Source organism: Nostoc sp. JL31 (assembly GCF_017114965.1).
Taxonomy (GTDB): Bacteria; Cyanobacteriota; Cyanobacteriia; order Cyanobacteriales; family Nostocaceae; genus Nostoc; species Nostoc punctiforme_A.
The window spans coordinates 1-24,288 of record NZ_JABXKO010000080.1; the positions used below are offsets into that span (position 1 = coordinate 1).

Below are 24,288 nucleotides of genomic sequence, written 5' to 3' on the forward strand. Positions count from 1 at the left end.
ATGCCCAATGCCCAATGCCCAATGCCCAATGCCCAATGCCCAATGCCCAATGCCCCATTCCCATTTGCTTTATGTACCTGACGCAAAATTCAGTGCAGCAACTGCCCACTTTCCGATTGAAATTACCGTTTACAAGGGAAAGTAAGGGCAGTTATTATACGCAACCATTACCAGGATGCCCAAGAATGCCTCCGTCTCTGCAATTGCGGCAATATCAGCGACAAGCGATCGCTAGCTGGTTTACCAACAATGGCAGAGGGACGCTGAAAATGGCTACTGGTAGTGGTAAAACAATTACCGGATTAGCGATCGCTTGTGAATTGTACCAACAGATTAATTTACAAGTCTTGTTGGTGGTGTGTCCCTACCGCCATCTTGTCACCCAATGGGCGCGAGAATGTGAAAAATTTAATTTGCAACCCATTTTAGCTTTTGAGAATTTACGCACTTGGCAAAGTCAACTTTCTACGCAAATTTATAATCTGCGTTCTGGTTCTCAACGCTTTGTCACCGTAATTACTACGAACTCCACTTTAATTGGAGATGGTTTTCAGTCCCAACTCAAATATTTTCCTCCCAAAACTTTAATTATTGGGGATGAAGCGCATAATTTAGGCGCACCCAAGTTAGAAGAAAGTTTACCGCGCAGTGTGGGGTTGAGACTGGCTTTATCTGCCACACCGGAAAGATATTTTGATGATTTTGGTACGCAATCTTTATTTGATTATTTTGGCCCAGTTCTCCAGCCAGAGTTTACTTTAAGGGATGCGATTGCTCAAGGGGCTTTGGTACATTATCTGTATTATCCGGTGTTGGTGGAACTAACTGAAGCTGAAAGTATTGCCTATTTAAAGTTAACTAAAAGAATTGGGCGATCGCTACTTTACCGAGATAGAGAAAATGGACAAGCAGGAAGTTTTGAAGACAATGAAGATTTAAAGCCTTTGTTAATGCAAAGGGCAAGATTAATTGGTGCGGCAGAAAATAAATTAAATGCTTTGCGCGATTTAATGATTACTCGCCGCGAAACTACTCACACTCTTTTTTATTGTAGTGATGGTTCCCAAGATGTGGGACAACGTTCATCGCTACGCCAACTCAAAGCTGTTGCTAAAATTCTCGGAGTAGATTTGGGGTACAAGGTAAGTACCTATACAGCCCAAACAACTTTGCAAGAAAGGGAAATATTGCGCCATCAATTTGAAAGTGGAGAGTTGCAAGGTTTAGTCGCAATTCGTTGTTTAGATGAAGGTGTTGATATTCCAGCAATTCAAACTGCGGTCATTTTATCGAGTTCTGGTAATCCTCGCCAGTTTATTCAGCGACGGGGGCGAGTTTTACGTCCTCATCCAGCTAAGGAACGCGCAACAATATTTGACATGATTGTTTTGCCACCAGATTTAGATAGAGAAACTATAGAAGTTGAGCGCAATTTATTGAAAAAGGAATTACGTCGCTTTGTAGAGTTTGCTGATTTAGCTGATAATGCAGGCGTTGCAAGAATGAAGTTACTTGATTTACAAAAGCGATATGGTTTATTAGATATTTGATGATGAACTATATAGTTGTATTATTTTGTAAAATTTTTCGAGTTTTGAAAAAAGAAGCATTAAGTATGAAATAATAAAATTATGAGTTAGATAATAATAGGATGTAAGTGGCTTTAAAAATTTTACTTACATCCCATTATTATCTAGACTGTTAATATTAATAATAACAGAAGACAATTCAATAACAAAGTCTTTTTTCAAAGATAAATTATAAATTTGAAAAAATAGTTTTGGCAAAATTAAAGATAACGCTAACAGTGGCTTTACGGAGGTAAATGTAGTACTAGAGAAAGTTAAAATATAGAAAAACTATATTTCCAAACCGAAGATGTCACAAAATGCGAATATCGATGATGTACAAGAGCCAATAAACAACGCTCCGCCGGAGGTACGGCGAATTATTGAGCGGGTATGGAAGCTGGAAAAAGGCAGGCTAGATAAGAAGATTAACAGCCATATAAATGATAATATTTTGGACATTATTAAGGAAGAGGTGCGATGAAGCTGACTTCAATCAAGCTATGCAACTTTCGCTCCTTTTATGGTACGACACCAGAGATGATTCTGGCTGGTGAAGATGTTCACAACACGACGATTATTCATGGTAATAATGGCTCTGGTAAAACTAGTTTACTGAATGCCTTTACTTGGGTATTATATGAGAAATTTAGTGCAGCATTTGCATCGATAGAACAGTTAGTTAATAAGCGTGCGATCGCAGAAACTCAAAAAGGTCAAGCTGTAGAATGTTGGGTAGAGATTGGCTGGGAACATGAAGGTAAACGCTATCGAGTTAAACGCGCCTGTCGGGGTTATAAAAACGAAGGTGATTTTGATGCTGGCAAAACTCAATTAACCATGTGGGTTGGTGCAGATGATGGCAAATGGAATATACCAACTCAGCAACCAGACGATATCATTAATCAAATTTTACCCGCTACTTTACATCAATATTTTTTCTTTGACGGCGAACGAATTGAAGAAATAGTTCGTTCTGACAAAAAAGCTGAAATTGCCGAAGCTACAAAAATTTTCTTGGGTGTAGAAGTAATCAACCGTTCCATCAGACATTTGGGAGATGCTAAAAAAGCTCTAGAAAATGAGTTAAAAGCAATTGGTGATTCTGAAACAAAACAGCTATTACGACAGCAAGAAAAGATAGAACGAGAACGAGAACGCATTACCAAACGGCAAACGGAAATTAAAGAAGAGTTAGAATACCAACAAACTTTTAAAAAAGAGACAAGTACTCGTTTACGAGAACTTAGTGCAGCGAAGGAGTTACAAGAAAGATGGCAGGATTTAGAATCGCAGAAAGCAGCGAATCAAGAAGAATATAAAAAAACTAAGGAAGCGCTAAAAAAAGTTATTTCCGCGCGGGGATATACAGTTTTACTGTCAGAAACTACATCTCAGTTCCGAGGAATCATCAATGATTTGAAGCAGCGCGGAGAGTTAACATCAGGAATTTCGTGGGAATTTGTGAATGATTTACTCAATTCTCAGCGCTGTATTTGTGGCGCAGAATTACACGAGGGTAATCATTCTCATACTCATGTAAGTACGTGGTTAAATAAAGCAGGTTCCTCGGCGGTGGAAGAAACTGCAATTCGGATGATAGCTCAAGTAGATGAAATTGATAAGCAAGCTATAGGTTTTTGGGAAGAAGTTGATAGAGAACAAGCCAGAATTAATCAGTTAAGGCAAAGCATATCTCAAATTGAAGGCGATTTAGACAATATTCAAGAACGCTTACGAAAAGATGCTAATGAAGAAATTAGCAGTTTGCAAAAACGCTTAGATGAAATTGAAAGTAAAATTGATGAGTTAAATCGAGAACAGGGTGCAAATCAGCAGCAAATTGCTCAATTCACAACTGAGATTGAAGGTTTAAATAAACAAATTGCCAAGCAAAAGCTGAATGAAGACAAGCAAACTCTAGCACAGCGAAGAATTAACGCCACTCAAGATGCAATCGAGCGGTTAACGGAAGTTAGAAATCGTCAAGAACAACAATTTCGCCTGCAACTAGAAAAGCGAGTGCAAGAAATATTTACAGAAATTTCTGTGACTCCATACATTCCTAAAATTAGCGATAAATATGAACTGACATTAGTAGAAAATACCACGGGTATAGAAGCACCAGTTGCAGCTTCCACCGGGGAGAATCAAATTCTCAGTTTATCCTTTATTGCCAGCATCATTGACAAAGTACGGGAATGGAGTGAGAAGCGAAAAATGATGATGATTCCCGATAGTAGCACTTTCCCGATTGTGATGGATTCACCCTTTGGTAGTTTGGATGAGAATTCGCGGCGACACATTGCGAAGACAATTCCCCAATTAGCGAATCAGTTGATAGTTTTAGTTACTAAGACTCAGTGGCGGGGTGAAGTTGAAGCAGAAATGACACAGAGAATTGGTAGAGAATATGTGCTTACGTATTATTCATCTAAGCCAGATTGCGAACAAGATTATATTGAGTTGGGTAGAGAAAGATATCCTTTGGTGAAACAAAGTCCGAACGAGTATGAATATACTGAAATTATTGCGGTTGAACGTAATTTTTAAAGGATAAAGTTATGGTTGCGAATCCAGACGGAAAGTATATGACTCCACAGGAATACTTAAAATGGGAAGAACACCAAGAGATTAAATACGAATATATCAATGGTGAAGTCTTTGCCATAACTGGGGGTACAATTCCTCATACTAGTATTGCCTTAAACTTAGCTTCGGCATTAAAAAGTCACCTCCGAGGAAGTTCCTGTCGTGCTTTTATGGCAGATGCAAAAGTAGGAGTAACTGAGAACGGGCCATTTCACTACCCGGATGTTATGGTGAGTTGTGATGAAAGAGATAGACAAGCTATTAAATTTATTCAGTATCCTGTTTAGGAAACTAGCTATAGACGTACAACAACGCATACAAACTAAAATCAACGACTTGGCAATAGAACCGCGTCCAAATGGGGTAAAAAAATTACAAGGTGATGATAATTCATATCGTGTTCGAGTAGGAGATTATCGAGTGGTTTATGAAATAGGTGATGATGTTTTGATAGTAACTGTAATTAAAATAGGACATCGTAGCGAGATTTATAAAGATGAAAGTTAGCGGAGTCGGGAATATGGTGCTACTAATCCTGATGAACCGCAAGTGTATCGACGTGGTGAGGTAGCTGAAGCTGAACCCACAGTGCCAGGATGGACTATGTTAGTGGAGAATTTGTTTGTTTAGCGATCGCCCACATACTAGTATAAAATAATGCGTTAATAATTACTATCGCTTCTAACTTTCGGTTAAAATAGCAACAATGTAGATATTAAAACAATGGCTGCAAATAGAATCAGGGTTGCTAAAGATAAGGCTGAGTTGGTGAAATCTCTAGTCGCATCAAAAGACACAACTGGGCCTTTTCAGACTTATGTAGAAGTAATGGTGTTTGCAGCAGCATTGGGCGTTAAAAATAAAAAGCGCATTCCTTTAGACGTAATTTCTAAAGATTTATCCCCACTGCGACAAGATTATTTTACTAGCAGCTTCACTCTATTAATTAATTTGTTGGCTATCACCGAAACAGAAAATATTAAGATTATAGGTGATGATAATGTAGCTGACGAGCAACGCATTCACATTTTTGAAGAGTACGCTAATGCTGGTTTAGAGATTATACAAAATGAACTGCGTGGAGCAGTAGACTATTCAGAGCGACTTTTATTGATTCTTAGTTATGAAAGAACGAATGCAGAGCAGCAAGATGAGGAATTTGATCTAACCAAATTCCTATCTTGATTTTTAAATAATAGTTAAAAGCAATAACTTTACATCCACCCCACTGTAATTTTTACTATTTTGACTGCATCTGTTACTGCACTAACAGTAGCAGATATTCTATATGGCTTCTCTGGATTTTTAGGTTGGGTATCTATTCTAATTACATTATCCTTCCAAAGTTGGTTTTCTCTTGACCAATCTAACTGTGCTAGTTGTGAAATTTTTTCTTCATTAAAATAATTGTTTTCTGGCTCATATATATAGTGCAATAAACGCCCTAAAACTTCCAGTCCAACGCTTATACCTAGAATACAATCTTCTTTAAATGCAGTGACTTCATCTGTTGTTAGTTCTTCAACAGTTGTATCAGCAATATATTCAGTGTTACTACATTCTGAGAAAAATCTATTAAGACAAATAACTAAAGCATCAGATGCTTGATAAACATCATAATCTCGAAGCTGATTACCTGGATCGTTAGTAAAAACGCAACTTACAAACCTAGCTATAAAATTGGTTGTGTAAATCAGCTTTTGTTTAGTTGCAGGACTTGATTTAATCTTCTCGGTCTTGCCTTGAAACATTGGCACTCGTTTTATTAACTCTTTAGTAATGCCAACTCGACCAGAGAACTCACCAAATGATAATAATAATGATTTATCTAGTTGTTTTGTTTGAGCCATGTCTCTGAAATCTGCCTGACACTGCTGAAAATCACCCTCTAAAACTAGAGTAATTGCAAAATCATCATTACTGATTAAGTGGCTTTCAGTACTTTCTATCAATTCGTGAATTGCACGTTTACGGTGTTGTCCATCAGTTATATCCAACTTGACTCCACGACGAATAACAACTAGACAAATACCCCTACCCAGTTCAAGAATTGTGATGTCTTTTGGAGCTACATTCGCAGTCAAAGTTCCTACAATCCAAGGTTTTTCTTTTCTGGAACGGTCAACAATATATTTTTTAATTTCATCAGCATGACCTTTAACCTCTGGGCGATTTTTACCAGAATCAGGATCATTCCCAGTGGATGGTTTAGCTTGGAGAAGACCAGAAAAGTCACTCGCAGGTACATTAATTTGCAGCATTGTCCGCTTTCCCTGCTGAAAAATCAGCCCCGGATAACAGCGATCGCGATGATATTGTGAGAAGAATGGCTCAATAAAGGAGCTAAACTGAGCTTTTATCTGAGGAGAAATGCTATTATTGTCGTCCTCAATCGGTTGAGCCATATAAATACCTAATATAAATTAGTAGATGTTAGCAAACATGATATGCAACCCTTATGGACTGTAGCATCGGTAAAAACCACACTGCAAAATCCCTACTTAACTTTGCTAGTTGAGAATATGTGGAAGTCCTACAGCTTTTGGATCAACAAACTTACCATCAAAACTTATAGTTTTATCTTCAACAGTCCTGGCATCAGCCAAAGCTTTACGAAGTTCAGCACGTTCCATCTGTTCCTGAATTCCACCCAGAATGTAAACTAATAACTTCGCTGCCAAATCTCGTCCAGCAACCTGCACCCGCTTTTTATTTGGGTCATACAAAACCCCATACCAAAGAGATTGGGGATATTCCATACCACTAAAACCACCTTGCTGGTCAAACTTCCGCAGTTTCTTAAAAATATCTGCCAGGGAAAAACCTTTTTTAAAAACTAAAATTCCCAAAGCTTGCGCTAATGCAACTTGAGCAACTGGACGGAAAAGCATATTTCCTTCACCTCCATCCTTCTCAAAGCTGAAGCGCCGTAAAGCTGGTGTATCCTCGTGTTCTAAAATTTTATAACTAGAAAGACTAGCCAAAGAATCAAATAGCTTTTTAAATTCCTCAATTCCCTGCTCAATTTCTTCATCCTCTGGACGCATGGGAATTAGACCTTTCTCCAAAGGTTTCCAGTGAGGGAACTTTTGAGCCAAATATCGCTCAGACATATCTTGCAGAGCTTGCAAAGTTGTCAAAACTGTAGAATTGGAGGCTACTGTTGCACTATTCCAATTAACACGGGGATTGCGCTCTTGTCGTTGTTCTAATAGTGGATGTGTAACTGCAATTTTTCTAGCAACGATCGCAAAACCATCATCCTCATTCAACTGTGTTAGTTGCCCTTTAGTCAAGGGTGCAGCCATCAGGTTGACATGAACAAAAATTGATCTCACCCTCCGCCTCGCCTCGGTGCGAGTTTCCCCAGCCGCTACCGCACAGATGAACTCAATACCAATTTTTTCCTTGGGTAAATTTTGCAAGTAAGCAAGGTCTACTTGGTACTTTTCTATCAAATCATTGACTGTAATAAAACTGTCATCAGCACCTTTATCTTTTTTATAGCGCTGGAGTTTGCGAGTTTTAATTAACTCCATCAACCCCTGTACACCCATTAATCGGTGTTGACCATCTAGTGCATAAATAGTTACATCATCCTCAGAAATATTTAGCATACCTACTTTAGCGTCTTTATCTAAGGGGACGAAATCAGTAGTAGACTTGGTGGCGCGTCCTTCACTATCCCACTCAGCAGCTTTAGGATTATCCACCCACGGTTGATTAATTACTACCAGCACTGGCGGAAACTTATGGTTGTGTCGAGCCGCCAAATACTGCACTAGTGGCGCTTGACGTGACCAATCAAGGGGACGCTGTTGAATTTCATCAATACTATCCGCGTCAATCTCGACATTATCAGTTTCAGGATTATACTTTTTTTGAAACAGAGGTAAGCCAGAGGCGAAGTGAACCCGACCGGCAAACCATTCCAGTGTAACAGAGCTAACATAAGCCTCAGTACCACCCATCTCGGTTTTTTGAACGAGAATCTGATCTTTTCTCCCTAAAAACTTCTCTAGGAGTAAAGCTAGTACCTGTTTTTCCTTGTCTTCCCGTTCCAGGTATTCTCTAGCAATGTCAGCAGTAGGGTCAGATGCACTATCTTTCATGTTAAATTTTAAAAACAGAATAGGATTATGTCGTTTAATTATCCAAAAATTTGGATATTAGTAGTAAAGTTTTTAAAAACTTTTCTTCAACCCAGATCGGCGGGTTTTATGTATGTAAACGCGAATTTTATTCGCGCGGATATTAAGCCAGTGTTTCCAGAGATAAGGAGAAATGACTACAGCACAACAAGCAGAAAATAAAGGTCAGCAAACACGTACTGTAGCAGAGTTAGTGGACTACATCCAAGCTCTCACCATTGAAATTCAAGAATTGTATTGTTTAGATGAGATACCTTGGGTTTTAGGCGTGTCTTGGGGAAAAGATTCTAGCACAGTATTGCAGCTTGTATGGAATGCGATCGCATCTCTTCCTCCAGAAAAAAGAACTAAAACAGTATATGTAATTACAACCGATACTCAGGTAGAAAACCCTGTAGTGTCTGCTTGGGTTCGCAAATCCATGCAGAATCTCAAGGTAGCTGCTAAAAAACAGGGAATGCCAATTGATCCACATCTACTGCAACCAGTAATTGAAGACACATTTTGGGTAAATCTTATTGGTAAAGGATATCCAGCACCTCGTAACCAGTTTCGCTGGTGTACACCACGTTTAAAAATTAATCCTGCTAATCAATTCATCCGTGAAATAGTTAGAGCTAACGGTGAAACAATTCTTGTATTGGGTACTCGTAAAGCAGAAAGCGCCAAACGTGCTGCCACAATGAAAAAGCATCAAGTTGATCGAGTACGCGATCGCCTGAGTCCTAATGCCAGCCTACCCAACTCCTTAATCTATACCCCTATAGAAGATTGGAGTAATAACGATGTCTGGATATACCTAAATCAGTGGGATAATCCTTGGGGACAAAGTAATAAAGAATTATTTGCTATGTATCGAGGTGCAACAGCCGATAATGAATGTCCACTAGTTGTTGATACTTCTACTCCTAGTTGCGGTGATTCCCGATTTGGCTGCTGGGTTTGCACACTAGTGAATAAGGATAAATCAATGGAGGCAATGATCCAAAATGATGAAGAAAAAGAATGGATGCAGCCATTATTAGATATCCGCAATGAACTAGATATCAAAGATGACCGAGAAAAAAGAGATTTTAGAAGAATTTGGGGAGATGTCCAACTATTTGAACGCAATAAAAACGGGGAAACCTCCATTGAACCAATCCCTGGCCCCTATACCAAATATTGGCGGGAACATTGGCTCAGACGATTATTAGAAGCGCAAACAAAAACCCGTCGGACAGCGCCAGAAAATATGCGCGATATCACCCTAATTACTCTCGAAGAAATGAGCGAAATTCGCCGCATTTGGCTAGAAGAAAAACACGAATTTGATGATAGCTTACCCCGAATTTATCAAGAAGTGACAGGCGAAGAATTTCAAGATACCCGCCCTGGTGCTGACTATAGCCTACTAGGTCGTGATGAATGGATAGTATTAGAAGAAATCTGTGAAGGTGATGCGATGCACTTGGAACTCATGGCGAAATTGTTAGACACAGAACGCCAGTATCGCAAAAAGACTCGTCGCGTGGGAATATACGAAACCCTAGAAAAATGTTTTAATACGAGTTCCCGTTCTCCAGAAGATGCGATTAAAAATGCTCGTTTGAAACGCGAATTAAGCGAAGCCGTTAGTCAAGGTGATATTGCAAAAGTCAAGCAGATGACTTTGGGCGATGTTGCAGCAATCAATGAAGTCGATGAAGGTAAAAGTGATGAAGAGGTAAGTTGGGCAAGTATGAAATTTAAAAAGGAAAACTCAGAATAATAGAAGACGGGAGTCAACCAAACTACTTAAAGAACGCTTAACAAAGTTGGGTTATCTTAAAAAAAGCGAGGTTCTATGATTCAAGCCATATACAAATTAGTAACTTTTGAAGATTTTGCAGCTTGGCGGACTGAGGGTGGGAGATACGAATTACATGATGGCGTGATTGTTGAAATAGCACAACCAGTGGGAGATCATGAGGATGTTGTTGGTTTTTTGGCGCTAAATATATCTATCGAAATTGGGCGGCAAAAACTTCCTTACTTCATTCCAAAAACTGTATTAGTCAAGCCATTTGAAGATGAATCAGCTTATTCACCAGACATCTTAATAATCAATCGACCAAATTTAGTGAATGAGCCTTTATGGAAAAAAGAATCAACGATATCTCAAGCAATATCTATTACCTTAGTTATTGAAGTTGTTAGTACTAATTGGCGAGACGATTACTACAAAAAATTAGCTGATTATGAAGCTATAGGTATTCCCGAATATTGGATTATAGATTACGCGGCTATAGGTGCTAGGAAGTTTATTGGCAATCCTAAGCTGCCTACTATATCCATTTATCAATTAATTGATGGTGAGTACCAAGTTACTCAATTTAAAGGCGATACCCATATTGTCTCGCCTACTTTCCCAGAATTGAATTTAACCGCCGAACAGATTTTTCAAGCTGGAGGTGTGCAAATCTAGCCACGCTTACCAACACCGAGACAGATACAATCGCATTTCTTAACAGTTAGTGATGGTATTATCTATATTTCATAGACAATATTTTTTATCAATGCGTCAGACAAAACCATCTAATTAATTTTATCTGATTCCTTTCATCATAAACTTTCTGCTTCTGCGATCGCTGTCGAACTCATGTTAATCTTAAAAATCAATGATATTTCTTGAACTCGTTCTACAAAACTTTGGCCCCTACAGTGGAAAACAGGTAATCAACCTTAACCCAAAAATGGATGAGGAAACCTCACACCCAATTATCCTTTTAGGTGGTATGAATGGCGGCGGAAAAACCACCCTTATGGATGCGATTCGTCTCGCCCTTTATGGCGCTCGTGCCCAATGTTCTACCCGTGGTAATTTAAGTTATAGTGATTTTCTCAATCAATGTGTTAACAACAAAATAGATCCAGTTGCAGACACCCGAATTGAGTTGCTTTTTGAACATATTGAAAACGATAAACCAATAAAATACCGTGTTGTCCGTAGTTGGACAAAAAATCCTAAAGACGGTAAAGATACATTAGGTATTTTAGGTGACAGTGATACATGGCCTGATGCTTTAGTTAATATTTGGGATGAGTATATTGAAAATCTCTTGCCATTAGGTATTTCTAACTTATTTCTCTTTGATGGTGAACAAGTTAAAGAACTCGCAGAACAAGAAACACCACCACCAGTTGTAGTAGATGCAATTCGTGGACTTTTAGGTTTAGAGTTAGCAGATCGTTTAGCAGTTGATTTAGATATCTTAGTTAATCGTAAACTTAAAGAAGTTGGTAATAGTAAGGATTTAGCAAACCTAGAGGAAATTGAAACTAGGTTAACCCAACAGCAAGAAGATTATCAAACCACAGAAGAGAAAGTAGAAATTCTCAAAAATCAGGTAGAAGAGTTAGAACAAAAGCAGCAAGAAGCCTTTGATAAATTCATTTCTGAAGGTGGGAAGATTGCAGCAGAACGCAATCAACTAGAACTACAGCAAAATACAAAAACTGCGGAAATTGAACAAGTACGTCAGTCAATGTGTGAATTGGCGGCTGATGTTTTACCTCTAGCATTAATTCCCAATTTGCTTAATCAGGCGCAGACACAGGGAGAAAAGGAATTTCGCCATCAACAGGTACAAATTTCTAAAGATTTGTTACTTGAACGAGATCAGCGTTTACTCGCTTGGCTAAATCAAGTAGAAATTTCTCCGATACAAGTTGAAAAAATCCAATCATTTTTAATCCAAGATGTAGATAGTTTATATGCAAAGACTCTCCAGACGGAAGCACTTTGGTTATTAGCCGATGATGAAACTTTAAGTCAACTAGATAATCTTATATATCACTTACAAAATTCTAAACTTTCTGCAAAAGAGAAATTAGCTATTCTCAGAAATAAAGAAGAAGAAATTCATACTCTAGAAAGGCAAGTGCAAACAGCAGCAGCACCAGAAGATTATACAAAGCTGCGTCAAGCACTAGAATCGGCACAAAATCAAGTCGTTGAAGCTAAAGCAAATTACAAAACAATCCGCCGCCGTTTAGCTGAATTAGAAACTATTATTGCCAAGTCCAAAAGAGAATTAAGTGATTATACTGTAGAAAATATTAAACATAAAAATAGCGAACATATTATTACCTCAGCAGCGAAAGTTCAAAACACGCTCAAGATTTTTCGTGAAAAATTAACTCTGCGAAAACTCAATAAATTAGAGGAAGAAGTTAAAAATTGCTTCCTTTATCTCCTCCATAAATCAGACTTAGTGCATCGTATCACCATTGATACTAAGACTTTCAGCCTTTTACTTTACGATTTAAATGGTAAACCTGTCCCTAAACATCGTTTATCAGCAGGTGAAAAACAACTACTTGCGATCGCATTCCTCTGGGGTTTAGCCAAAGTCTCTGGACACCGCCTACCAGTAGCAATCGATACGCCATTAGGTAGACTAGATTCCTCTCACCGCAGTAACTTAGTTGAACGTTACTTCCCATCCGCCAGTCACCAAGTCATTTTGTTATCTACGGATACTGAGATTGGTAAAAAAGAAGTAGAAACACTGCGAGAAAATGAAGCGATCGCTCGTGAATACCTCCTTAAATACGACTCTTCTACCCGTCAAACTACAGTGATAGAAAATCAATATTTTTGGTAGTAGATATCGTCTAAAAAAGATATTTACAATATATCTAACGACCTTTGGAAAGTAGAGACGATCAATAAACTTTCTTTCATCTTCCATAATTTTCCTCTTGCATCAACCGACACATATAAAGATAACTCACTCAATCTCTGGATAGACGCTATCAACGAATTACCTTTGGTTGTAACTGTAGTTGTCGGTACGAAAGGAACAAATATTAAGCGTGATTATCCAACTAATATATGAGTATCTCCAAGTAACAGTGGATTGCAACTAGAAACAGTATTTTTATGTTTTCAAATTCGTTCTTTAGATCAAAATCGCTTTCCTGCTGACCCAGCTGGCAAGATTTCTGACTCCAAGATGCTTGAAGTTGAAACTGCGATTCGCTACTGTTTGGGTTTATGAGCGAAAAATACCTCAATTTTTAGGAAGATTATGGAATCACCAATCGAAAGAATAAAACTTTCTCAAACAGCCAAAGACCAACTTACCAAACTTAAGCGCAGCACCAAAATTGACCAATGGAATATCCTTTGTCGTTGGGCGTTTTGTCGTTCCCTCGCAGAATCAACCACACCCTCTCCCGTCCCAATTCCCCAGGATAGTAATGTCGAAATGAGTTGGCGCGTTTTTGGTGGGGAAATGTCTGATATTCTCCTCCTCGCCCTCAAGCAACGCTGTCACGATGACGGTTATCCCACCGATAAAGAAACCCTTGCTACTCAATTCCGCTTACATTTGCATCGCGGTATTGGTTACTTAGCAGGCGATCCAAATATCAAGAAAATTGAAGATTTAATTGAACTAGCGGTTAAAAATTGAAAGGATATTAGTTGACTGTTAACTGTTCACTGTTAACTGACAACTAATATTATGCCTGAAGCGCTAGAAATTGAGCGTCATAGAGCTGCGATCGCTCGCATTGATATATCTCGCCCTGTACGATTGGCTATAGAAGGGTCAATCCTTAATCAAGACACCACTTTTTTTGACTACGGTTGCGGCTACGGTGGTGATGTCCAACGAGTTAAAAACTTAGGCTACACCAGCACAGGCTGGGACCCTTACTACTATCCCGATGTCCCACGCACCCCTGCCGATGTGGTCAATTTGGGCTATGTTCTCAACGTCATTGAAGACTCAGAGGAACGCCGTCAAAGCCTAATCCAAGCTTGGGAACTCACCGGGAAAGTTTTAATTGTCGCGGCTCAAATACTGATTAACGCTCCCAGTAAAACCCAACTTGCTTACAATGATGGCATTGTGACGCGCCGCAATACTTTTCAGAAATATTACGAACAACAAGAACTCAAAACTTATATTGATGAAGTTTTAAATGTTGATGCAGTACCGATCGCACTAGGTGTTTACTTTGTTTTTCGAAATGAAGCCCAAAAAGAAAGCTACAAAGCTATCCGCTTCTTTTCTGCGACTTCTACACCGCGAGTCCGAATCCCCGTTAAGCGGTTTGAAGATTATCAAGAACAGCTGCAACCACTCATGGCTTTCTTTACCAAGCGCGGTAGACTACCTGTCAAAGGCGAATTGGAAAATGAACAGGAATTACTGAATGAATTTGGTAACTTCCGCCGTGCCTTCGGTGTAATTTTACAAGCTACTGATGAGGCTGAATGGGATGCGATCGCTTATCGTCGTTCTCTGGATATCCAAGTGTATCTCGCCCTGACCCACTTTGATAAACGTCCTGCATGGCAGAAACTAGCCCCAGAAATGCGTCACGATATCAAAGCCTTTTTTAGTAGTTATGAAGAAGCTTGTCAAGTAGCCGATCAAAAGCTTTTCAGCTTAGGTAAACCTGGGGTGATTCAAACTGCTTGCGAAAAAAGCAAAATTGGTAAACATACACGCGGTGCTATTTACGTTCATGTTTCCGCACTAGCAGCACTTGACCCCGTACTGCGAATCTGTGAAGGTTGCGCTAGCCGCACCATTGGCCGTATCGACGAAGCCACGTTGATCAAATATCACACTGATAAGCCGCAAATATCCTATCTGTCTTACCCCGAATTCGACACTGATCCTCATCCAGCGTTAAAAGCCAGCATAGGTATTGATTTAAAAACCCTAGTCGTCACTCATCGAGACTATGCAACTAGGGAAAATCCACCGATTTTGCACCGTAAGGAAACATTTGTTACCAGCAACTACCCACACTACAAAGAATTTGCTAAACTCACCCAACAAGAACAGGAATTAGGGCTGCTTAACCAAAAAAGCGACATTGGTACGCGTGAAGGTTGGGAAAAATGCCTTGCCACACACAGAGTAGAAATCAGGGGGCATCAGGTTTATCCAATTCAAGAAAGTTAATAAAACGCTAACAGTATAAGGTTATCCTGAATTTGTATTTAACCCAAGTAAATCTTGGTAGTTTGTCATGTTTGCAGGAAATCATACAGCAGCTATGGCAGGTTTCAATACCCGATCGGGATTAATAAGGAACTGCTGCCGCTCCGATAATTCAAACCTTTATAGGTACTAGTTACATGATACACTTTTGCATTTCCTCGTTGTATTTTATTGATATTTCCTCAAAAGAGGCAAAAAGTTGAGAATATGAGGAAAATTAAATCGCTGCTGGGAGTTTTCGGTAGTCGCAAGATGGCGGCTTTATTATTTTTAGGTTTTTCATCGGGTTTACCATTATTGTTAATTGGTAATACATTAAAGGCTTGGATGACCGTAGAGAAGGTAGATTTAGCCGCTATTGGTTGGTTTAGCCTTGCCAGTTTGCCTTATTCCTTAAAATTTTTGTGGTCGCCGTTGGTAGACAGGTTCACCTTACCAATTTTGGGACGACGACGGGGTTGGTTAATTTTGACGCAGATTGCTTTGATTGTAGCGATCGCATTCATGGCTTTCCAACAACCCAAACAAGCATTACAGCTACTAGCAATCAACGCCATAGTCATTGCCTTTATAAGTGCGACTCAAGATATTGCCGTTGATGCCTACCGTACCGACGTTTTAGAAAAGCTAGAAATGGGGGCTGGTGCAGCAGTTTTTATCTTAGGTTATCGAATTGCCCTGTTAGTCGCAGGTGCTTTAGCCTTGATACTTGCCGACAAACTGCCTTGGTCATCGGTTTACTTGTTTATGGCAGGGACGATGGTAATTGGTATTTTTGCCACCTTGTTCGCACCGGAACCCAAGGAAATTAGCCCTCCAGCTTCTCTCGTTGATGCTGTCATCTTGCCCTTTGGGGAATTTTTTCAGCGTCAAGGGATTATCAAAGCTATTCTCATGCTTGCATTCATTACCCTATACAAGCTAGGTGATGCTTTGTTGAGCAATATGACCACGCCTTTTTTGCTGCAAACAGGTTTTACCAAAACCGACATTGGGGCAATTCAAGTGGGGATGGGGTTAATTGCGACGATTGTCGGTGCTTTAGCAGGTGGTTCAATTTTGAGTGCTATTGGCATCAATCGATCGCTTTGGGTTTTTGGTATTCTACAAGCAGTAAGTAATTTAGCTTACTTTTTTTTAGCATACATCGGTAAAAACTACCAAGCTATGGTACTTGCCATCAACGTAGAACAATTTTGTGGTGGATTGGGGACAGCAGCCTTTGTTGCCTTTTTGATGAGTCTTTGTAACCAGCGGTTTTCCGCAACCCAATATGCTTTGTTATCCAGCTTAATGGCTGTCAGCCGCGATATTCTGTCGGCCCCTGGAGGCGCGATCGCCCAAAGTACGGGTTGGCCTGTATTTTTCTTAATTACCATCGCCGCCGCCGTACCAGGACTACTCCTATTACCAGTATTTGCCCCCTGGAACCCTCAGCCAGTGGCAGTATCCAGACCAGGACTTGAGGACGAAGAAGAGGATATATGGGGAATCAAGTAGTTATTGCTGTCGGCACATTCATCCTCTTACTCACTGGTTTATTACTTGGGTATGTTCTCTCGCAGTTAGTTCTAGGATTTCTAGCATTTAACCTTTTAACTTTTTTCGGAACACTCAGCCTAATTTTAATTTTTGGTACACTTTATTACGTTTTATTTTGGCAGTTGCGGAGAGAGCAATCCCGACCATCAACTCCATCAAGCATAAATCAAGGGATACCAACCCAGGTAGAGGAGGGTTCATCTGATAGTTATCTCAAAAACAGGCTAATCGCTAAATTATCCGGTGATACTGCCGCTGCCGAACGGTTAATTCAACAGGCAAAAGAGACTTATCCTGGGATGCCGGAGAATTGGTATTGCGAAAGAGTACTTGACGACTTGGAGAGCGATCGCCAGAGGGAGTAGGGAAGCAGGGGAGGCAGGGGGAGAGAAGTATTGCCCAATGCCCAATGCCCCATTTCCAATTCCCATGCACAGAAAATTGCTAAAATAAATCAAGAATACTTCACAAATCTTCAGCTAGGTTCTCATAAAAGTTCCTAGCTTCTTGCAATTAAAATATGGCTATTTTTCGTCAATACATCGCCCCACTGCTTGCAGTATTAGTATTTTTCTTTGCCCTAGTGGCAGTCAGCGCCCGCATCTTTTTACCCTCAGATATGGCAGCACCCGCACCCATTGAAGAGGTGGGGGTAAGTTCTCAATCTACTCCAACTGATTTACCACCAGCAGCACATAACGCGAGCTAGCTAAGTCAATAAATATCAGCAGTGTCTGAACAACTATTACCTGGATACATTATTCGCCGTGGCTCACTTTTGGAGCGATCGCTGCTGCTTAAATTCATGCAGCGAACTTACCAGGATCTATTTCCCAATGAGGATTTTTCCCACCTAGAGCAAACAGTTAAGCAATACTTTTCTAGCGATACGCCCTTGTGGTGGGTAGAAGAGGAAGGGGAGCAGGGAGCAGGGAGCAGGGGGCAAGGGGAAATTCCTCTCCATGTCTCATTCCCAATGACTAATGCCCATTCACCCATAGCCTGCCTTTGGGTGGGCAATGCTATAGATCAAGTACATGGGAACCGTCATGCTCATATCTTCATCCTCTATGTTGTACCAGAACACCGGCGGCGAGGTATTGGTACAGCTTTAATGCAATATGTGGAAAATTGGGCTATTCAAAGAGGCGATCGCCAAATTGGACTGCAAGTGTTTCAATCAAACAAACCCGCATTGAATCTTTATAATCAGTTAGGTTATCAAAGCCAATCCATCTGGATGGTAAAATTCCTGAGTGCAGAAAAATAAACTCAAGAATAGCGATAACATAGTGTAGCGTCTGAGTTATAGAGGTTCTCGTTTGGATAAAACTCAACGAGGAAGAAAGGAAAATGTATAAGAACCCAACTAATATATATAAAGCTTTAACTTATTAGTGCGGGGGATTATGTGTTAATCCCTTTTCGGGATTGAAATCAAATTATGTATGACGAAGACGATCTAAGCCTACTCGATATTGAGGAGGAGCTAGAAAGCCCCTTAGATAAAATAGAGCCGCTAACTGCCGAATCAGTTGTGGCAAAGCCCGATCCAGAACTGATGCTAGCCTTGCTGGAAAATCCCCAGGCCCAGCAAAGAATGTTAGCGGCACGTGCTTTTTGTGATATTGAAGATGCGCGTGCTACTCCCCATCTGATTCGTCTGTTAACTGATACCTGTCCCTTAGTGCGGGTAAGTGCAGCTTATGGCATCGGACGCAATCCCAGTTTAGAAGCAGTGAGTCCATTAATTGCTCAACTAAACAGTGATTGGAATGGCTATGTGCGTAAAGGTGTAGTTTGGGCTTTAGGAAACTGTCGCGATCGCCGTTCTTTAGCACCTTTAGCAAACGCCCTCAGAACCGACATTTCCGCAGTGCGTTTGTGGGCTGCTAGCGCCTTAGCACAGATGGCAGAAGTCGGTTATGAAGCAGTTATAGGCGCAATACCACCATTAATCGAAGCCTTAGTCCAAGATCCCGTAGCAGCGGTGCGGAGTAACAGTGCTTGGGCAATTGGTCAACTGTGCCGCGAATTGCCTTCTAATGTAGTTTATGCCACAGCGATCGACGCCTTAATTCAAGCCTTTGCCGAAGATCAAGATTTGGGAGTCCGGGAAGACGCCAAAGCCTCACTGTTAGGAGTGGGTGATCCCCGTGGCTTGCAGCTGATTGAAACCCTAGAACAAGAAGGGTGGTTTTGATTGGGCATTGGGCAAAACAGTGCTGAGTGCTGAGTTAGGAGTAGCCCTTTCAAGGTGACAAATGAACATACGTTGTTTCAGCGCTACTATCTTGAATCCTCCGCTCAGATTTTGGGCTTTCTGAAAGTTGAAATAGCCAATCTTCGTTCCAAATTTCACCACCTTGAAAGGGCTAGAGTTAGGAGTTTTCTTTTGTCCCCTTGCTCCCCTGCTCCCCTGCTCTCCTGCCCTTACTGTCCTTCAGCTACAGGTTTGACCAAATTTAAGTCATAAGGGCGCTCAGTATCATCTTCACCCAAATATTCACCATTTTGAATTTCCAGAATAATTAGCGGAATATGTCCAGGATTTTCTACCTTATGTAGTGTTGCTGCGGGGACATAAGTTGATTCGTTTCGATTCAGTAATATTTCTGCATCGCCACAAGTCACCTTTGCCACACCGGAAACTACAACCCAATGTTCATTCCGGTGATAGTGAATTTGTGGTTTAATGCCATGCCTGGGCTTGATTTCCACACGACTAATTCTATAGGTTTCTCCCTCCTCGATTACCTCTACCTCACCCCAATATCGTGTACCTGAATGTGGAGACAATTCGTTGATATTTGACTGAGTATTATTTTCATTGGGAGTCATAATTCATTTCTCAACCAGATAAGTATTAGTATTTATCAGTAATTTACCGTAAAGGAGATAAACCTGGGTAGGAAGATGCAGTCACAACGTCTCTATTGATGACAACTGCTCTAACTTTACTTGAGGCAACAGATCCTATCCGTGAATTTTTAAATGTTTGAATACGTGAATTGTTCACTCCCCCGTATACTGAATCCGATAAATCCGATTATTGGCTTCTTCTGTTAGTAGTAAACTGCCATCTGGCAACACGAGTAAACCTACAGGCCGTCCCCAAGTGCTGGGTACAGAAGGATTTAGCAAAAATCCTGTGATAAAGTCTTCGTAGTAGCCAAGCGATCGCCCTTTAGCATCGAAGGGAACAAATACAATTTTATAACCAGTGCCGCGATCGCGGTTCCAAGAACCACGAAAAGCGGCAAAAGCACCGTTCTGGTATTTTTTCGGAAACGTTTTACCATCATAAAACTGCAAACCCAATGCTGCGGAGTGCGCCTGAAACAGTACATCTGGCGTTTGAGTACGGGCTACTAAATCAGGACGTTTACTTTTGTCATCCGTCTTTTGCCGCGGATCGAGGTTGTTTGGTGTTAGATAAGCATAGGGCCAACCGTAAAATCCCCCCTGTTTTACGCGTGTCAGATAGTCTGGAACCAAATCATCGCCAATTCCATCCCGTTCGTTAACAGTGGCATAAAGTTCCTTAGTTACAGGATGAAAGTCTAAACCAACAGGGTTACGCAAACCGGAAGCGAAAGTTTGCTGCTGGGAACCATCTAAATTCATCACCTGTATCGAAGCCCGTGGTAGGGGTTCCTCATCTACATTGGTTCCTGAGCCAACTGAAATATATAATTTATTGCGATCGGGTGAGACAACGACATTGCGTGTCCAATGATTGTTATAACCTTGAGCGGGCAAGTCGGCAATTTTTTCCCCCTTACCTGTAATCTTGTTTTGATCTTGAGTATAGGGAAAACGCACCACAGCATCTGTATTCCCCAGAAAAAAGGAATTATCTACAAAAGCCATTCCAAAGGGTCTATTGAGTCCGTTGTCACTACTAGCAAATGTTTCTCGAACGTCAGCTACACCATCCCCATTGCTGTCACGCAATAAACGAATGCGATTTTGCCCGGTTTCAGTCACTAAAACATCACCATTGGGGGTTAAAGCTAGCCAGCGTGGGGCATCTAAACCTTCAGCAAAGACGTTTACTGTAAAGCCTGGTGGTACGCGCAGCACCGGATTTTGTGGAATGGACACAACTTCAGGCCGCTTGGAGGCGCTTTCTGTTGCGAAGGGTGCTGGTAAATTCTTCAGATTGATGCGGATGGGTGTAGGTGAAAGTGCTTCAGTACGGACAATATTTTTTGGCTGTGTAGGATTCTGTGTCAGTTGGGTAGAAGGTACAGATTTTTGAGGTGTGGGATTATCTGAGTTAGCGCGAGTCTGGTTACAGGCTGCTGCCAAAATCATTAAAAAAATTGACAGCAAAAAACGCGCAGGAACTTTCATGGTGGTAGACACTATACACAATGTTCCTACTCTAGACTTGAGGCTTAATAATTGTCGCCAGTCAAAAGTTTGATTTTTCTTAGTTAGTCAATCTATTAACAATTCAAAAATAAAGCACTAGTACCGCAAGGCGGAATTAAAAATTAAAAATTAATACAGCATAAGGGTTTCGTTGATTTGAAATGATTGGTTTATTTCCACCGTGTTGTACTACTAATACCAATTCTGTATGAAGATGCACAGAATATTAAACGAACCGCCAAGTACGCCATCGCGTAGCGTCTCGTTAGAGAAGAGCGCCAATAATGGAGAGTTACTCATTTAGTGCAGCTTCACATTAAATTGGTATAACTAGATTCTATTCCCAATGCCCAATGCCTAATATTTACACATACAAGCATTTGTTAGTAAACAAGCAATTTTCAAATTCTGCTGCTGGTAAGGGACGACTAAATAGAAAACCTTGCATAGAATTACAGTTGTGTTGGCGTAAAAAACCTAGTTCTGCTTCTGTCTCTACACCTTCAGCTACTACATCTAGATTGAGATTATGAGCCATTTGAATTAATGCTTTAGTGATGGCTGACTTTTGCGAATCGTTAGCAACATTATGGATAAAATAACGGTCTATTTTTAATGTATTAATTGGTAAGTTTTTCAGATAAATCAAAGAAGAGTAACCAGTACCAAAATCATCGATCGCAATTTTTACACCCAAAGATTGCAATTTGCTCATAGTAGCGATCGCACTATTTACATCCTGCATAATCATACTTTCAGTGAGTTCTATTTCTAGGTCAGGTGGTTCTAAATTATTGACAGATGTAAAATTGACTAAATTATGAATGAAATCTGGCTGATTAAATTCAATTGCTGACAGATTTACAGCAACAATCAATGAATTAATTCCAGCATCACGCCAGCTTTTAATTTGTTTACATACCCTTTTTAATACCCATTTTCCAATCGGAATAATTAAACCTGTAGACTCTGCTAACGGAATAAATTCTGTTGGATAAATCATTCCTAACTCTGGACTTTGCCAGCGCAATAAACTTTCAGCACCTACTATTTTTCCAGATGCAATATCGACTATTGGTTGATAATAAATTTCAAATTCTTGAAAATTATGTTGTTTTATAGCTCGGTGTAAGCTAATTTCTAACAACTGCATTTTTGGAGACAAGTTATTATTTACAATCTGAGGAGATAAATACCGTTTTAAAGTAGCGTATTTTTCCAACCTGTTCATGATGGCACTCAATAACTCAGCTCGAGTGAATGGCTTAGTTATATAGTCATCTGCACCCATATCCATACCTTGACGGAAGTCAGATTTGGCGGATTTGGCAGTGAGAAAGATGAAGGGAATTGTTGCCGTTGATGGATCTTGACGTAATGCTGTTAACACACCATAACCGTCAATTTCTGGCATCATTATATCACAAAGAATTAAATCAGGAACTTCGGAGATAGCCAAATGTACCCCGGTTCTGCCATTAGCCGCAGCAATAGTTTCAAAATCCTCAGCTTCTAGCAAATCTAAAAGGTTTTCACGGACTGCTTCTTCATCTTCTATTATTAAGATTTTGGGCATAAATTACCTCTTATTTATATTTTTTTATTTAATGGCACCATACAGTAGTATTTCTTACAAATGTGATTTTATACTTATAATAAATATTTTACCTCTGTAGATATCTACACACTTTTTAAAATTGTCATTTTTAATGCAGTACCTAGTATATTAACACCATTCATAGTGTGATATAAATGATTCAAGAATATATACTATATATTCTTGGAAAAGACTAATCTGAAAAGCTTTAATTTCAAATCCAGTTTGTCTATCTTGACTAAGGAAATTAAACTTGAAAATGCCATCATCTGAGAAATATTTAATCGCATTTGAAAACAAGTTAGTCAAAATGTATGCCAGCAGTTTTTCATTGATACAGCAGGTTACAAATTTATATTGACTGGTGAAAAAAATTAAGCGCCGATAACCCAGATTCATCTGTATTTTTTCTGACGATTGTCGGTTATGTTCAACTAAATTGCAGGATGTTGCTCTATACTCTAATTTTTCCACTTTTAACTGGCCGATAATCAACACATCATTAAACATTTCAGTCATGATTATGTGATATTTGGGCGGTATTGGTCTGCCTTATCCTATTAGACTTACGATAGAAGTCCCAATCTTCCTCATAAACTTCAATGAAGTGAGTGTATTTGCCTGTCGTAGCTTTACGTACTATAGCGCGTGCTAGTAACCATTGGGACTTGGGTAATTGTCTCTCAATGAAAATCTGATGTTCTACCTCAAAGGAATCAATACTAGCATTACCTTTAGCTTTCTCTGTTTTTTGTGCCACTGCTTGACAGATACAGATACTTTCAGGAGTCATATTACCTTGCTTATCTACAACTAGCAGTAGTTCCAACTGCTGTTGGAACAACCGTGATAACACTGAGATGATATCCGAAAATTTTGACATATTCAATGTCATGACTAAGGTATGCATAACTTCAAAAGTATGGGCTGTTTTCAAGCTAGTTCCAGAAGCTACAAACAGTACCATATCATGCTTTGTGAAGTACCCTACTAGCTGCGAAGATGAAAAAACAAGATACTTTTACCCCGTGCTACATCAGTGCGTAAGCGTAGCCCGTTGTAGAAATAGCATCTACTCTAATCGTGATGTTTTTAACACAACCTTCAGTGGCAAACAACCAATTCTTAACTCTAAGCTTTGTAGCCCGATGATCTGAGTTAAGGCTTGCATAGATTTTAACGATAGCTATCATCAAATAATAGTTATCTAAAGTCGGTTGTCTCAGTATTTTCCAATATTTTGACGATAAAAAAGTAGTAATACTGAGATACAAACACTACAAAAAGTGTGTTAAGAATTACAAACTAGTTTATATCCAGCTAGTTTGGTATTGAGCATTGGGCAAAACAGTTCTGAGTGCTGACTGCTGAGTTAGGAGTTAGGAGTTGCCATTTCAAGGTGATAAATAAATGAACATACATTGTTTCAGTGCTACCATCTTGAATCCTCCGCTCAGATTTTGGGCTTT

Annotated in this window: 23 protein-coding genes and 1 pseudogene; 17 read left to right on the top strand and 7 right to left on the bottom strand. The window is 39.8% G+C overall.

Going from position 1 to position 24,288, the window contains the following annotated elements:
• Window positions 1–71 precede the first annotated feature (71 nt).
• The 6 genes and pseudogenes from HWQ43_RS18405 to HWQ43_RS18430 all read left to right on the top strand — a co-directional run bounded on the left by HWQ43_RS18405 (window position 72) and on the right by HWQ43_RS18430 (window position 5,345).
• A complete protein-coding gene (locus tag HWQ43_RS18405) occupies window positions 72–1,550 on the top strand; it encodes a DNA phosphorothioation system restriction enzyme (RefSeq protein WP_292736820.1) in 1,479 nt (492 codons plus the stop codon).
• A gap of 328 nt (window positions 1,551–1,878) precedes the next feature.
• The gene (locus HWQ43_RS18410) at window positions 1,879–2,052 is read left to right on the top strand and encodes a hypothetical protein (RefSeq protein WP_292736704.1); all 174 of its coding nucleotides are present in this window, start codon (window positions 1,879–1,881) and stop codon (window positions 2,050–2,052) included.
• Window positions 2,049–4,121 (top strand): AAA family ATPase, encoded by a 2,073-nt coding sequence (locus tag HWQ43_RS18415; RefSeq protein WP_292736705.1) that lies wholly within the window; start codon window positions 2,049–2,051, stop codon window positions 4,119–4,121. The genes HWQ43_RS18410 and HWQ43_RS18415 overlap by 4 nt, the downstream gene beginning before the upstream one ends.
• 11 nt (window positions 4,122–4,132) lie before the next feature.
• Window positions 4,133–4,441 (top strand): annotated as a pseudogene (locus HWQ43_RS18420) (Uma2 family endonuclease); the annotation flags it as partial.
• On the top strand, window positions 4,401–4,667 hold the full coding sequence (locus HWQ43_RS18425; protein ID WP_292736706.1) for a type II toxin-antitoxin system RelE/ParE family toxin: 267 nt from the start codon (window positions 4,401–4,403) through the stop codon (window positions 4,665–4,667). The pseudogene HWQ43_RS18420 and the gene HWQ43_RS18425, both read left to right, overlap by 41 nt.
• Before the next feature lie 216 nt (window positions 4,668–4,883).
• Window positions 4,884–5,345 carry a DNA phosphorothioation-associated protein 4 gene (locus HWQ43_RS18430; RefSeq protein ID WP_289798740.1) on the top strand — a complete coding sequence of 154 codons (462 nt, stop codon included), beginning with the start codon at window positions 4,884–4,886 and terminating at the stop codon, window positions 5,343–5,345.
• A 29-nt stretch (window positions 5,346–5,374) separates the two neighbouring features.
• Here HWQ43_RS18430 and HWQ43_RS18435 read toward each other — a convergent pair whose 3' ends face one another.
• Window positions 5,375–6,565, bottom strand: coding sequence for a DNA sulfur modification protein DndB (locus HWQ43_RS18435; RefSeq protein WP_292736709.1), 1,191 nt, complete (start codon window positions 6,563–6,565; stop codon window positions 5,375–5,377).
• A gap of 105 nt (window positions 6,566–6,670) precedes the next feature.
• Window positions 6,671–8,272, bottom strand: coding sequence for a DGQHR domain-containing protein (locus tag HWQ43_RS18440; RefSeq protein ID WP_292736711.1), 1,602 nt, complete (start codon window positions 8,270–8,272; stop codon window positions 6,671–6,673).
• A 172-nt stretch (window positions 8,273–8,444) separates the two neighbouring features.
• Here HWQ43_RS18440 and dndC point away from each other — a divergent pair, with 172 nt between their 5' ends.
• The 11 genes from dndC to HWQ43_RS18495 all read left to right on the top strand — a co-directional run bounded on the left by dndC (window position 8,445) and on the right by HWQ43_RS18495 (window position 19,045).
• On the top strand, window positions 8,445–10,061 hold the full coding sequence (gene dndC / locus HWQ43_RS18445; RefSeq protein ID WP_292736713.1) for a DNA phosphorothioation system sulfurtransferase DndC: 1,617 nt from the start codon (window positions 8,445–8,447) through the stop codon (window positions 10,059–10,061).
• A 75-nt stretch (window positions 10,062–10,136) separates the two neighbouring features.
• Window positions 10,137–10,757 carry a Uma2 family endonuclease gene (locus HWQ43_RS18450; protein WP_292736714.1) on the top strand — a complete coding sequence of 207 codons (621 nt, stop codon included), beginning with the start codon at window positions 10,137–10,139 and terminating at the stop codon, window positions 10,755–10,757.
• A gap of 193 nt (window positions 10,758–10,950) precedes the next feature.
• The gene (dndD, locus tag HWQ43_RS18455; protein WP_292736716.1) at window positions 10,951–12,939 is read left to right on the top strand and encodes a DNA sulfur modification protein DndD; all 1,989 of its coding nucleotides are present in this window, start codon (window positions 10,951–10,953) and stop codon (window positions 12,937–12,939) included.
• 255 nt (window positions 12,940–13,194) lie between these two features.
• Window positions 13,195–13,335, top strand: a complete 141-nt coding sequence (locus tag HWQ43_RS18460) for a type II toxin-antitoxin system PemK/MazF family toxin (protein WP_292736718.1) — start codon at window positions 13,195–13,197, stop codon at window positions 13,333–13,335.
• 30 nt (window positions 13,336–13,365) lie between these two features.
• Window positions 13,366–13,752: a DNA sulfur modification protein DndE gene (gene dndE, locus HWQ43_RS18465; protein WP_292736720.1), complete on the top strand. Its 387-nt coding sequence runs from the start codon at window positions 13,366–13,368 to the stop codon at window positions 13,750–13,752.
• A gap of 51 nt (window positions 13,753–13,803) precedes the next feature.
• Window positions 13,804–15,261: a DNA phosphorothioation-associated putative methyltransferase gene (locus tag HWQ43_RS18470; RefSeq protein WP_292736722.1), complete on the top strand. Its 1,458-nt coding sequence runs from the start codon at window positions 13,804–13,806 to the stop codon at window positions 15,259–15,261.
• Window positions 15,262–15,507: 246 nt separating this feature from the next.
• The gene (locus HWQ43_RS18475; protein ID WP_181852863.1) at window positions 15,508–16,800 is read left to right on the top strand and encodes an AmpG family muropeptide MFS transporter; all 1,293 of its coding nucleotides are present in this window, start codon (window positions 15,508–15,510) and stop codon (window positions 16,798–16,800) included.
• Window positions 16,785–17,207: an ABC transporter permease gene (locus tag HWQ43_RS18480; RefSeq protein WP_292736726.1), complete on the top strand. Its 423-nt coding sequence runs from the start codon at window positions 16,785–16,787 to the stop codon at window positions 17,205–17,207. Before HWQ43_RS18475 ends, HWQ43_RS18480 begins: the two co-directional genes overlap by 16 nt.
• Window positions 17,208–17,362: 155 nt before the next feature.
• The gene (locus HWQ43_RS18485; RefSeq protein WP_292736728.1) at window positions 17,363–17,551 is read left to right on the top strand and encodes a hypothetical protein; all 189 of its coding nucleotides are present in this window, start codon (window positions 17,363–17,365) and stop codon (window positions 17,549–17,551) included.
• 21 nt (window positions 17,552–17,572) lie between these two features.
• A complete protein-coding gene (locus HWQ43_RS18490; protein ID WP_292736730.1) occupies window positions 17,573–18,112 on the top strand; it encodes an N-acetyltransferase in 540 nt (179 codons plus the stop codon).
• Between the two features lie 174 nt (window positions 18,113–18,286).
• Complete coding sequence (locus HWQ43_RS18495) at window positions 18,287–19,045, top strand: HEAT repeat domain-containing protein (RefSeq protein WP_292736732.1); 759 nt, start codon at window positions 18,287–18,289, stop codon at window positions 19,043–19,045.
• 230 nt (window positions 19,046–19,275) lie between these two features.
• Here the strand turns inward: HWQ43_RS18495 and HWQ43_RS18500 are convergent, their stop codons facing one another.
• The 5 genes from HWQ43_RS18500 to HWQ43_RS18520 all read right to left on the bottom strand — a co-directional run bounded on the left by HWQ43_RS18500 (window position 19,276) and on the right by HWQ43_RS18520 (window position 23,786).
• Window positions 19,276–19,683: a phosphomannose isomerase type II C-terminal cupin domain gene (locus tag HWQ43_RS18500; protein WP_181928464.1), complete on the bottom strand. Its 408-nt coding sequence runs from the start codon at window positions 19,681–19,683 to the stop codon at window positions 19,276–19,278.
• Window positions 19,684–19,857: 174 nt separating this feature from the next.
• Window positions 19,858–21,201, bottom strand: a complete 1,344-nt coding sequence (locus HWQ43_RS18505; protein ID WP_292736822.1) for a sorbosone dehydrogenase family protein — start codon at window positions 21,199–21,201, stop codon at window positions 19,858–19,860.
• Between the two features lie 385 nt (window positions 21,202–21,586).
• Entirely contained in the window at window positions 21,587–22,798 is a 1,212-nt protein-coding gene (locus HWQ43_RS18510) for an EAL domain-containing response regulator (protein ID WP_292736736.1), read from the bottom strand.
• A gap of 150 nt (window positions 22,799–22,948) precedes the next feature.
• Window positions 22,949–23,338 (bottom strand): hypothetical protein, encoded by a 390-nt coding sequence (locus HWQ43_RS18515; protein WP_292736738.1) that lies wholly within the window; start codon window positions 23,336–23,338, stop codon window positions 22,949–22,951.
• Entirely contained in the window at window positions 23,331–23,786 is a 456-nt protein-coding gene (locus tag HWQ43_RS18520; protein WP_292736740.1) for a hypothetical protein, read from the bottom strand. Before HWQ43_RS18520 ends, HWQ43_RS18515 begins: the two co-directional genes overlap by 8 nt.
• Window positions 23,787–24,288: the final 502 nt, after the last annotated feature.